Genomic DNA, 11,740 nt, shown 5'->3' on the forward strand with positions numbered 1-11,740 from the left:
CACCGGTGACGCCGCCAGCCAGGCCGGTCACGCCATGCACCGTGCCGCCCAGATCGCCCGTCACACCACCGACACCGAGCCCGCCGACCGTGCCGTCGAGAGTCCCGCCGAGGTCACCGGTGACGCCGCCAGCCAGGCCGGTCACGCCATGCACCGTGCCGCCCAGATCGCCCGTCACACCACCGACACCGAGCCCGCCGACCGTGCCGTCCAATGTCCCGCCGACGTCGACGATCACGCCGCTGGCACCGAGCCCGCCGACCGTGCCGTCCAGGGTGCCACCGACGTCACCGATCACGCCGGCTGCCAGGGCGGTGACGCCGTGCGCCGTGCCGCCCAGGCCGCCGGTGACTGCGCTGACACCGAGTCCACCGAGGGTGTTGTCCAGGGCGCCGGTCACGCTGCTGAGGCTCACGCTGTCGAGGGTGGCGCCCACGTCGCCGGTCACACCGGTGAGGCCGAGGCCGCCCAAGGTGCTGTCGAGGGTGCCGGCCACGCCGCCGAGCGCCAGTCCGTCGACGGTGGCACCCGCGCTAACTCCGAGGCTGTCTCCGGCAAGAAGGGACGTGACGCCCTGGACAGGAACGTAGTCAGCGACCAGCGGAACGATGTCCTGCACGTCGGCCGGGTTCACGTCGTTGAGGCCCGCGCCGTCCAGCGCACCTTGCGGGTCCGCCTCGTACGCCGCCCGGGCGTCGACGTTGCTGAGCAGGCCGAATACGAAGTCCTGCAGGCTCTGCGGCGACGCCATCCCAGCGGTTACGCCCATCTCGGCGGTCGACCCCGCGTTGGCGGTGGACTCCAGACTGGTCGTCGAGTTCGCATCGGCAGTTACCTCCGTGTTGCCGGTCCAATCGGCGGCAGAGGTGGAGTTCACGTCGGCGGTTGAATTTGTGCTGGCGCTTTCACTCATGTTGCCGGTCCCATCGATTGGTGTTTTAGGACGTGGTCCAGGCAAGCTCACCCGACCCACGATCGACCGTAGGTTGAACAGCGGTATCGGGCATCGGGGGTGCACCCCAGCGTTATCCCGCCGGGTTAGGGCATCGGCGGCGTTTGGCGTTAGGGGATTACCGGGTTCCTGCGCGAAAGCCCCCATCGATAGCCCCAGGTTGGTGAGGCGCAGCAGCCGGTCAGCGAACTTGACGGCGTCATCGAAGCGGCGGTTGCCGACTGCACCAAGACATGACTGCCGTTCAGACAGTTGGACCTCGATGCGGCCATGCAGCGTCCCTCGCGGGATCCATGGCCACCACACGACCCGGCCGCGCCTCAGCGCCCGGCGCCTACCCGGCACGACCACCCACGGGGGACTGCGGTGTACCGGGTCTGAACGGCACATTGGCCTCACTTTCCCACCGCGATGTGGCTCCCGCTCCCGCACGTGCAGGCCGAGATCAAGGCCGTGGCCGCCGCGGCGCTGGGCGGTAACTGGCGTCCGCAACGCGGGAAGCCAAGGCGGCGCTGTCCGCTCGAGTACCAGCGCAAGCTCAATAACGGCAAGACGGCCGCCGTGCCCCCGACATGACGCCTCGCCAACGCTTCTACCGACACATTCTCAAGAGCCCACCGAAGCCGCGCCGGCAGGTTGTTGACAGACGTCGGGGTCGGCAGAGACATCACAGCCGAACCAGCCCGTGCCCGACGAGGTGCTCCGCGAGATCACCGGCCGGCGGCAACCACTCCTCCGGGCAAGCGACAGGGGGGAGGTCATACCGGGGCCAGGCATCGACGAATCTTCGGTGGGACGATCAGCGAGACAGCCCGCCGTAAGTCGCTTGGGAGTGATGTACCGGCGGACGCTGTGGTCGGTGGATCAGTTGGCGGCGAGTGTGGCCAGGTAGGTGTCCGCGGCGTCAGGTGTCATGAACCAGTTCTGGAAGTCGTTGGGGTCGGAGAAGCCGTTGGCGAACCGGCGGGCGATGGTCGGGTTGGTGGAGGCGGCCGCGAGGATCTGCTGTACGTGCGGGGGTAGCGGCTGGAGCATGGCGTTGGTCCAGGTGGTTACGGCCTGCCCGGCGCTTTCCCAGAACCGCTCGAACGTCTGAGTCATCCAGGGTCCGTCGAACGGCTGGTCCCCCCGCTCCAGGATGGATCCGAGGTATGAGTAGGCGCACTTGGCGGCGGTGTTGCTGCCCTGGCCGGTGATGGGGTCGTTGGCGACCACGACGTCGGCCATGCCCAGGACGAGGCCGCCCGAGGGCAGCTCTGCCACGGGGTGGCGCACGGTTGGCGTGTATCGACCGGACAGGGTGGCCCGCCCGTCGGTGAGCTCCACGTCGGCGCACCGGTCATAGATCCATGGGGTGTACTGGCGCACGAGCTCGAGGGTCAGCTTGAGATGCTCGGCCGGGTCCCGCCGGTCTTTCCACAGGTCAAGCGGGCCGTCGGGCGCGGCTTCCCAGAATAGGATCTCGCATGGCCCGGACAGGGTCAGTGCGGGGATGACGAAAAGTTCCCCGAGTCCGGGGACGGCGTTGAAGCTGACATGCGGCACCGGCCACAGCGGGTCCGGTGTCATGCCGTGCACGTAGGCGACGGCGAGTCCTCGCTGGGGTGCGGTGTACACCGACCGCTGCGGGTCGCGGTCGAAGACGCCAACCAGGTCGCCCTTGCCGGCGGCGACGATGGTCAGGTCGTAGCGGCGCAGCTTGGTGAGGCCGTCCAGGTCCGCGGTCGTCACACCCTGGTAGTGCACCGTGCCGCCGCGCTGCTCAAACAGCTCCAGCCAGCTGGCCATCTTCAGGCGCTGGTCGGTGCTTTGCGCGTAGCGATCCAGAGGGCCAGAAAAGCGCAGCGCTCGCTCGCCGGGTGGGGCGGACAGGGACAGCTGCAGCCCCTCGATGTGCGGTGTCTGCTCCTGCCAGAGATCCAGCCCGTACTCACGCTCGGTGTCCAGCGCCGCGGCGAACATCGCCTGGGTGCTCATCACCCAGCCGCGGCGAATCTCATCGGGGGTACGGGCCGACATGATGGTCACGTCGTACCCTTCGGCGAGCAGACTCAGCCCGAGTTGCAGCCCGGACTGTCCGGCCCCCACGATCAGAATCTTCCGCATTGGTGCCTCCAGGTGGTTGAGCTACCGGGCCGCGAGTGCGTCCGGGACCGCGCCGGTGGTGCGTGCCATCGTGTGTTCGACGACTGCCAGCAGGGCCCTGGCGACCGACGACGGGTCGCGGGCGTCGCAGGTGATCAGCGGAACCTCGGCAGACAGCGTGAGGGCGGCGCGGATGTCCTCTAGCTGGTGCGTCAGCACGCCGTCGAAGAGGTTGACGCAGACCACGAACGGCACGTCGCTGTCTTGCTCGAAATAGTTGACCGCCGGGAACGATGCCTCCAGGTTCCGGGTGTCGGCCAGCACCAGCGCGCCGACCGCGCCCCGGCACAGGTCGTCCCACATCGGCCAGAACCGTGGCTGCCCGGGTGTGCCGAACAGGTACAGCACGAGGTCGGCGCCGATCGTCAGCCGGCCGAAGTCCATGGCCACGGTCGTGGTCGTCTTGTCGATTCCCGGGTCCAGCCGGTCCACCGTCTCGCTCGCCGCCGTCATCCACGCCTCGGTGTTGATCGGGGGAATCTCGGAGATGGACTGGACGCAGGTGGTCTTACCGACGCCGAAGCCGCCGGCGATGACGATCTTCGCCGAGGTCAGCAGGGGGCTGTCAGGCAAGCTGGCGGAGGCCATCGCGCAGTCTCTCCAGGAGGTGAAGATCGATCTGGGTGGTGTAGTGGCCGTCGTGGATCTGCAGCCGGTCGGTGGCGGCGAGGTCGTCGACCACGACCCGGGTCACGCCCAGCGACATGCCGCATACCGCCGACAGTTCGGCAACCGATCTGGTTTGCCGGGCCTGCTCGTACAGTGACCGCGCCTCGGGCAGCAGCCCTGAGGCGAAGACCGCGTCATAGAACGGCACCGACACCAGGGTGTGCACCAGCAGATGCTGCCGGGTGCGTGCGCGTCCCCCGGTCAACACGTAGGGCCGCACCTTCCAGTAGGTGGTGGGCACTTTCGCTCCCTCGGCTCTGGCCACTCAGCCGGGCGGCTGGCTGACGGTGAGGCGGTGCAGATCGTGGCGGACCTGCGGGGTCAGGACGTGCCCGACGGCGCCGACGAACTGCGTCATGTGGTAGGAGACGACCCGCAGGTCACAATCAGCGGCAGCGGCCACGGTCAGCCCCGCGGAATCGCCGACCCGCATGAACATGAGGTGTCCGCGCGGCAGGCGAACAGTCAGATATTCCGACGCGCCTAGGTCGAGCAGATCTGCGCTGCGGTCGGCCATGCTGAGCAGCCCCGCGGTCAAGGCAGCCAACTGATCGCCCAAGTCCCGGGAAACCCCGCGGGAAGCGGCGAGCTGCAGACCGTCGAGGGACACGATCAAAGCATGGGTGACACCGGGCACGTCGTCGGCGAACTGGCGCACCAGCCACGCGAAATCCTGGTGCCCGGAGGCGGCCGCCTGCGGTCCGCCGCTGCCGCCGTTCGGGTGAGTCATGGCAGGTGTCCTTCGGGTTTCACGGTTGGTGGTACCTGTGCATCGGTGACGCCGGCGGCGAAAGCAACCGTCTCGTCCGGCCAAGTGTCCCGATCTGGCGAGGCGCGGTGCCCCGATGCGGCAACGGCGTTCTCAATCCCGCCATCGGGGCGGCCGTCAGCGCGCACACTCTCCGGTACGCGACGGGGAAGACCACCATCACTGGCGACCGATGGCGCTGCGACGCGGTGGCCGTTGCCGCCCGGCCGGCCATGTACGAGCGTCAGGCGAGAGGTGGAAGCTTGCGCGCCCGGGTGCGACGCCTCCACCTGCCCCCCTCCTTCACGGGCTCCGGTTTGAACCGACGGGCGGTGGGCCACCGGTGCCGCACGTTGGGGATGCGAGGGTGGAGGGGGTGTGGACGCCATCTCACATAGCAGCGGCGCGGGAACCAGCACGGTCGCGGTCGTGCCGCCCGAGGGTCGGTTTGTCAGCGCGACCCGCAGGTGGTGGGCGCGGGCCATGTACGAAACGACGACAAGACCCAGATGCGCTGCCGGGTTATCCGCGACCGGCGCCGATGTGTTCCCGGCCAGCATGGCGTTGAGCGCAGCGAGTTGGTCGGGCCTGACACCGACGCCGGCGTCCTCGACACGAAGCAGCACGCTGCCGTCCTCGGTGATGAACGACGACACGATCACCGACGAGGTCGGCGGGGAGAAGCGGGTTGCGTTGTCCAGCAGCTCAGTCAGCACCCGAATCACGTCGTCGGCCGCGAACTCTACGACCCCGAGGCCCACCACATGTCCGACACGAATTCGCGCGTAGTACTCGGTAGCCGATGTCGCGGCCCGAATGACATCGACTAAGGCGACCGTCTGCCGGTCGGCGTCCTCGACACGCCGTCCCAACAGAACCTGCAGGTTCTCCGCGTGGCGGCGGATGCGGGTGTTCGCGTGGTCGATGCGGTAGAGCCGCTCGAGCCGCTCGGGATCCTGCTCATCGGCCTCGACAACCTCGAGGTGGCTGCCCATCTGGTAGGCCGACGCCAGAATGCGCAGCGCGAACTGCTCGCAGATCGCGGGCCACAGGGTCTCGACACGCTCCGGTGGTGGCGGCGGATCCGGTGGGGTCGACCCCTGCTCTTGAGCGACCGCCCATTGCGCCACGGTGGGGTCCAGCCATCTGGCCAACCGTTGCCGCCACGTCACCGGATGCCCATCCATCGAGTGAGTTGCCACGGCTTGATGTTTCACGATCTACCCGACCAATCGGTTATCTCGTGTTCTGGCATGGTGCAGCAGTCAACCACCGTCTTCCACCGATCGCAACGCTTCAGACCCCGACTGGGAGAAATCTTCCTATTCACCTTCGCCTGTCCGTCCGGTCGGCCGCGGCAGGACCGTCTCGGCGTCCTGTCGCACCAACGCCATCGTCCGGAGTGCAGCACTGCGGTGAAAGGCGCGCGGCGTCGGCTGAAATGGCTACTCCCGGTGTACCTAACGGTGCTGTCGGTCACGCGGGGCGTTACCCTGGCGTCGTGAGTCCCGGCGCGGCATGGGATGTCGCGCACCCCGACCTCCAGAGGAACAGGCGTCGATGGTCCGGATGTCGTTACGGTCCGCCAGACACGCTCGACGTCCAACCATCCGCACCCCAGCCGCCGCTCGGTCCGGCTGGTGTCGCCCGTTCAGGTGGGGAAACCTCTTGCTGTCCAGGCCGCTGGCGCCGTAGCGGAGATCTCGGCGGTGGTGCCATTCCTGCTGGTGCGGCAGGTCGGTACCCCGTCGCCACCGATTCCGACATACGACCCAGGCGGTTGCGTGTTGGTTGGTATGCCTGTGGGGTGGCGGAGCTAGCGGACGACGAACAACCCAGCCTGGACCAGGGGCCGGCGAAGAGTGGTGAGCCGGCGTCTCGGACGGCGTCTGCGGGTCGTCGGACGGCGGGGCTTGGGCTGACGTTAGGCGCCTTGGGCGTGGTGTACGGCGATATCGGGACTAGCCCGCTTTATGCGTTGAAGACGGTGTTCACCCTCGACCGTGGCCTGGTACCGACCGCGCCGGACGTGTTCGGCGTGATCTCGCTGGTCTTCTGGTCGATCATCCTTATCGTGTCGGTCAAGTACGTCATCTTCATCCTGCAGGCCGACAACGAGGGCGAGGGCGGGGTGATGGCCTTGGCCGCGCTTGCCGGAAGAGTGCTGGTCAAGGGCAGCGAAAGGCGCGCCGGCACTGTGCTGGCGCTGGGTGCCTTGGGTGCTGCCCTGTTCTACGGCGACAGCGTGATCACCCCGGCGATCTCGGTGTTGTCAGCGGTGGAAGGGCTCGAGGTCATCTCCCCGGCGTGGGCGGTGGTGGTGCTCCCGGTGTCCGCGGTGATCCTCACCCTGCTGTTCGCCATTCAGCGTTGGGGCACCGGACGGGTCGGGGCGGTGTTCGGGCCGATCATGCTGCTCTGGTTCGCCAGTCTGGGCGTCGCCGGCGCGGCTGAGGTGATCCGTCATCCGAGCGTGCTGGCCGCGCTGTCCCCCAGCTATGCGGTCCTGTTCTTCGTGGACCACCCCGTCATCGCGTTCATCGCCATGGGCGCCGTGGTACTGGCGATCACCGGCGCCGAAGCGCTCTACGCCGACATGGGACACTTCGGCCGCGCCCCGATCCGCCTGGCCTGGTTCGCAATCGTGTTTCCCGCCTTGACGCTCAATTACCTCGGCCAAGGCGCGTTGATCCTGCGCGCACCCGCCGGTCGGGAGAACCCGTTCTTCCTGCTGCTACCAGACTGGGCGCAACTGCCGATGGTCGTCCTGGCCACCGTGGCCACCGTCATCGCGTCCCAGTCGGTGATCTCCGGGGCGTTCTCAGTGTCCCGGGAGGCCATGCGGCTGGGCTTCCTGCCGCGCCTGCGCATCCGGCAGACCTCGTCCCACCAGTACGGACAGATCTACGCGCCCGGGGTGAATTGGGGCCTGTTCGCGGCAGTCCTGCTGGTGGTGTTCGCGTTCGGCTCATCCACGAACCTCGCCGCCGCGTATGGGGTAGCAGTCACCGGCACGTTCCTGATCACCACGACCCTGTTCCTCGTCGTCGCGCGGGTCCAGTGGCATTGGCCCTTCTGGCGACTGGTGCTGTTCGGGGCCGTCTTCGGCAGCCTCGAGCTGACCTTCTTCACCGCGAACCTAGCCAAGGTCACCCACGGCGGGTGGCTGACGCTGCTCATCGCGATCGTCCTGTTCACTCTCCTGCTGACCTGGCGGCGCGGAGCGCAACTGGTCACCGCCCGGCGCATCGAGCGCGAAGGCCCCCTGCGCGACTTCATCGACACCCTGCACGCAGCGAACATCCCGCGGGTGCAGGGCACCGCCGTTTTCCCTCACCCGAACAAGGAGACCACTCCCCTGGCGCTGCGGGCGAACGTCGCGCACAACCACGTACGCCACGAGAAGATCGTCATCGTCACCGGTAGCACCGCGAACGTCCCCCACATCCCGTGGGATCAGCGCCTCACCATCGACGATCTCGGCGACCCAGACGACGGCATCATCCACATCAGCGCCGTCTTCGGCTTTCAGGACCCCACCGATTTCCCCGAGGTCATGCGCCGCAGCGCCACGCACCCCCTCGCCGAAGGAATCGACTGCGAGCAGGTCTCCTACTTCGTCTCGCGGATCACGCTGCGCTGCACCCGTGGCCCGGGTATGGCCACCTGGCGTAAACGGCTGTTCATCGCCCTTGCCCACAACGCCGCCAGCCACGCCGAGTTCCTGCACCTACCGGAGGAACTCACCATCGTCCTCAGCGCCGAAGTCCCCGTCTAGACCCGCGCTCGTGGACCACCTCGACATTGTCGTCCGCAGTGCTGGCCGACGACTGGACCGCCGGCCGGCTGGGACGGGTGTCCGCGCGGAGTCCTTCCTGACCGGGGTGGTGGCCTCAATCGTCGCGAACGTCCTAGCGGCGCCGGACAATCTGGTGGCCCGAGTCATCCGCCTGCCCGGCCTTGGCGTTGTTGTTGGTGCTGGAGATGCTGACCGCCGGTCAGCCGGCACGGCCACCAGGGTCAGCGTTAACAAAGATGGGAGAGGAAGCGCACGTCCGCGCACCGGAGAGCACCGGCCCTGATACCGCACCGCCGTCCACGAAGCCTCCAGCGGCCCGCAGGCCGGTTGCACCAGTGAAGGCCCGACCGGCGGCGATCGACGCCCGGCCATCCACTGCCGCACGTGTGCTCGCCGCGCGCGCCGCGGACGCGCCGCCAGCGTGGCGGACATTGCCTGGCAGGCCGCAGTCTCCGACCGGACAGCGGGGCGGCACTTCAACGGAACGCTTGTTGCGTAGTGCCTCGCCTGGCACCAACAACCGACCGCGCAACTCGGTGCATCAGAGCTGTTAGTCGTCGTCTTCCCTCTCGCCCGCCCGGGAGTAATACCCGGCCAGCAGCTCCTGCAGGCGGGCGGCGGTGTCGGCGCTGATCCTGTCCCCGTCGGCTGCCTTGGCGATCCACTCAGTCAGTCCTCGAATTCGCTTGGCACTGTCCTTTGGCTTGCCCCGGTCTACGTCGGCAAGCTTGTCCCGCAGCTCCTCGGCCGTCTTCGGGTCGGTCTCGTTCCTGCTCTCCGCGTCGTCGATCACCGCCGTCAGTTCGGCGGACAGCTGCCGCAGCGTGACCGGCGTGAGCCGGCCGGTCGAAGGCGCGCCCACAGCGGGGTCGATCGACGGGCTTGGCACCTCCGAATCTGACTGCTCGACCGGCGTGACGTGCGACGGTTGCGCAACGGGCGGACCATCCGGTCCGTCGTTAAGGGCGATCAGGCCCACGAGCCCGACCACGAGGACGAGGCCACTGGCCACGAGCACCCCAAGTATCCGGTTCGACCGGCGCGACGGGCTGACCCCCGATGCGAGGCGGCGCACGAGTGGCGCGCCTGGTGCGCGGTCGATGAGGGTGGGCGGGTGCGCCGGCGCGACCGGCGCGCGACCGGTCGGCAGGGTAGGCAGGATCGCGGTGGGCGGGTCGGCCGGCTGCCCAGCGCCGAATCGGGTAGCGAGCAGCGCGGCTGTCGGTCGCCGGGCTGGATCGGCCGCTAGGCAGGCGAGGGTGAGACTGGCGATGTCGGTGGGCATGCCGGGGATGCGCAGCGGCGGTACCGGGGCGCGCTCGGCGTGCACCTCGAGCGCGTCCTCCCAGGTCTGCACTGGCAGCGGCGCGCGGCCGGCCAGGGATCGGTAGAGCAGCGCACCGAGGGCGTAGACGTCGCTGGCCGGGTTGGGCGGGCCGGCGGCCAGCCGCTCCGGGGCGAAGTAGGCCGGGGTGCCCATCAGCAGTTCGCCTGTATGTGCGGCGAGCGGGTGGTGCGGTCCGGCGAGCGCGGCGATGCCGAAGTCGAGCACCTTGGCGCCGGTGTCGGTGAGCATGACGTTGCCCGGCTTGATGTCGCGGTGCACCACTCCGATCCGGTGTGCGGCGGCGAGCGCCGCGGCGACCTGGCCGGCGATCCGGACCGCCTCGGGCCAGGCGAGCGGGCCGCCGGTGAGCCGGTCGGCGAGGTTGCGCCCGTCGACCAGCTCCATCACCAGGTACGGCACGACCGTGTCGCCGGCCAGGGTCGCCTCGCCGTAGTCGTACACCTGGGTGATGTGGGGGTGGGTCAGCCGAGCGGCGGCGCGGGCCTCGCGCTGGATGGTGGCCCGCAGCTGCGGATCGACGGCGAACTCACCGGCGAGCGCCTTCACGGCGACGGGGCGGCCGAGCACCTCGTCGTCGGCGCGCCACACCTCGGACATCCCGCCGAGGCCGATGCGCTCGCGCAGGACGTACCGATCGTGCAACCGGAGGGTGGGCGTGAACGGCGACATGGCCGTCCAGTCTGCCCGCCCGGCGGCACCAGCCATCAACCGCCCTGCCGCCACCGGGCTGAGCGCGCCGAGGAGACAGCGCTGGGGTACGGCGACGGCGCTGAAAGGAGCCACCCGTTCGCACCTGCCCCCACGCGCACGGCGATCGGGCTGAAGAACCGGTTGACCGTGACTGCTGAAAGGCAGAAGGCGAGTACCACGCCGAGCACGTCCTCTGCCTCGTCTCCCCGCCGACTGCGCGACGTCAACAATGTCGTGATGACAATCCGCGATCTAGAAGGGGACGAGTCAGGCGGGTGTTGCGGGTTGGCACAGCAGCTCACCCGTGGCCGGATCCTGGCACAGATAGCGACGTTCTTCGTGCATCCAGCCCCATAACCAGTCCTGCCACAGGGGCTCACCACAGTGCCGGCACTCGGCACGTTGTTCCTCGGGCGCCGGCTGTGGCACCTGGGTCGATGTATCTGGCGCGCTCGTTGTCACGGTTTTCCTAGCGTTGATGTTCCGGTTTGTCGTGCCTCGGCCCATAACCTTCCGCCCGCAACTCCCTCATCAGCGGGGGTGTTGGAAAGCTCGCGGTCGGCGCGCAGCCGGTAGAGGCACGGCCAGTAGGCCTGGCAGTCCCGGCACCGGCGAGGGTCGCCATCGCTTTGCCGATGTCGGTCTGCAAGCACCTGCCAGTTCTCCGCGGCCACGTCCATGACGCCCTGTACCCAGAAGCGGCCGCGGTCACCCCATCGAGGGCTGCTTCGCCACCCATGATCGCTGCCGATGTCACGGCCGTCTCTGCGCGCCGTCGTGAGGATCCCCCAGTCCGATGACTTCATCTGGCCAGCACGACGACCACCATGGCAAGGCACCCGATCAGCAAGGTCGTCCCGCCTTACATGGCATAGGGCCACCACTGGTCGGACAGGTGGGTTTCGATGCGAATCGATTGAGTCGGCAGGCTCCAGTGCAAAGGTGGAGGCGGCGTCGGTGTCGTCGGCCGACGGCCGCTCCGGCGGTGGGGTTTGGGGCATCGATTGAGCCATGACTGCTCCCTGCGGGCGTCCCTGCGCTCGGACGCCTCGACCGGTAGCTCGGCTGCTGCTATGCCGCCCTGTGCGGTCGTGGGGGATCAGCTTCGTGGTGGCCTCCGCGGTTGTCCGCTTGAGCTCCAGGACGGGTAGAAAATCCGAACCTCTGTAGCCTTCGCGACGGATTTACAGAGCGCCAACGCCGAGGCCCTGACCAGCACTAACGCCCCTTCGCCCACGTACAACGACACGGAGACGACACAACTCTTCCTCGGAGGGTGAGGTCGTCGCCGAGACTCAGCCGGCGGCTGGTGGTCCACGACACCGCGGTGCCTGTCGGTTTGTCCGCCCGGCCGACACCCGGCCCATAGCCTGGCTTCATGGCCGAATC

9 protein-coding genes are annotated in these 11,740 nt (G+C 68.4%); 2 read left to right on the plus strand and 7 right to left on the minus strand.

Translation table 11 applies throughout. The features are described 5' to 3' along the window. Positions 1 to 1,258, minus strand: a 1,258-nt coding sequence (locus tag ACWD6N_RS35055; protein WP_450006317.1) for an IniB N-terminal domain-containing protein, incomplete at its 3' end; no start/stop codon positions are given. 126 nt (positions 1,259 to 1,384) lie between these two features. Between ACWD6N_RS35055 and ACWD6N_RS35060 the strand changes: the two genes are divergently transcribed. Further along, positions 1,385 to 1,528, plus strand: coding sequence for a hypothetical protein (locus tag ACWD6N_RS35060; RefSeq protein ID WP_449939580.1), 144 nt, complete (start codon positions 1,385 to 1,387; stop codon positions 1,526 to 1,528). A 288-nt stretch (positions 1,529 to 1,816) separates the two neighbouring features. Here ACWD6N_RS35060 and ACWD6N_RS35065 read toward each other — a convergent pair whose 3' ends face one another. The 5 genes from ACWD6N_RS35065 to ACWD6N_RS35085 are packed head-to-tail and all read right to left on the minus strand — an operon-like array spanning position 1,817 to position 5,716. After that, positions 1,817 to 3,058, minus strand: a complete 1,242-nt coding sequence (locus tag ACWD6N_RS35065) for a styrene monooxygenase/indole monooxygenase family protein (protein ID WP_450006319.1) — start codon at positions 3,056 to 3,058, stop codon at positions 1,817 to 1,819. Positions 3,059 to 3,079: 21 nt separating this feature from the next. Continuing rightward, positions 3,080 to 3,685, minus strand: coding sequence for a GTP-binding protein (locus ACWD6N_RS35070; protein ID WP_354968661.1), 606 nt, complete (start codon positions 3,683 to 3,685; stop codon positions 3,080 to 3,082). Then, positions 3,663 to 4,007 carry a DUF742 domain-containing protein gene (locus tag ACWD6N_RS35075; protein ID WP_354968662.1) on the minus strand — a complete coding sequence of 115 codons (345 nt, stop codon included), beginning with the start codon at positions 4,005 to 4,007 and terminating at the stop codon, positions 3,663 to 3,665. Before ACWD6N_RS35075 ends, ACWD6N_RS35070 begins: the two co-directional genes overlap by 23 nt. Positions 4,008 to 4,031: 24 nt before the next feature. Further along, complete coding sequence (locus ACWD6N_RS35080) at positions 4,032 to 4,496, minus strand: roadblock/LC7 domain-containing protein (protein WP_450006321.1); 465 nt, start codon at positions 4,494 to 4,496, stop codon at positions 4,032 to 4,034. After that, a complete protein-coding gene (locus ACWD6N_RS35085) occupies positions 4,493 to 5,716 on the minus strand; it encodes a sensor histidine kinase (protein WP_450006323.1) in 1,224 nt (407 codons plus the stop codon). The genes ACWD6N_RS35080 and ACWD6N_RS35085 overlap by 4 nt, the downstream gene beginning before the upstream one ends. A gap of 716 nt (positions 5,717 to 6,432) precedes the next feature. On the opposite strand from ACWD6N_RS35085, the gene ACWD6N_RS35090 reads away from it, so the two are divergent. Beyond that, complete coding sequence (locus ACWD6N_RS35090) at positions 6,433 to 8,292, plus strand: potassium transporter Kup (protein WP_450006327.1); 1,860 nt, start codon at positions 6,433 to 6,435, stop codon at positions 8,290 to 8,292. Between the two features lie 571 nt (positions 8,293 to 8,863). Here ACWD6N_RS35090 and ACWD6N_RS35095 read toward each other — a convergent pair. Next, positions 8,864 to 10,444: a protein kinase domain-containing protein gene (locus ACWD6N_RS35095; protein WP_450006325.1), complete on the minus strand. Its 1,581-nt coding sequence runs from the start codon at positions 10,442 to 10,444 to the stop codon at positions 8,864 to 8,866. Between the last annotated feature and the right edge of the window lie 1,296 nt (positions 10,445 to 11,740).

The sequence above is a fragment of the Micromonospora sp. NPDC005163 genome, from assembly GCF_053599835.1.

Excerpts from the sequence above, each read along its gene's own strand:
- ACWD6N_RS35065 (WP_450006319.1), bottom strand. The coding sequence starts at position 3,058 with ATGCGGAAGATTCTGATCGTGGGGGCCGGACAGTCCGGGCTGCAACTC.
- ACWD6N_RS35070 (WP_354968661.1), bottom strand. The coding sequence starts at position 3,685 with ATGGCCTCCGCCAGCTTGCCTGACAGCCCCCTGCTGACCTCGGCGAAG.
- ACWD6N_RS35080 (WP_450006321.1), bottom strand. The coding sequence starts at position 4,496 with ATGACTCACCCGAACGGCGGCAGCGGCGGACCGCAGGCGGCCGCCTCC.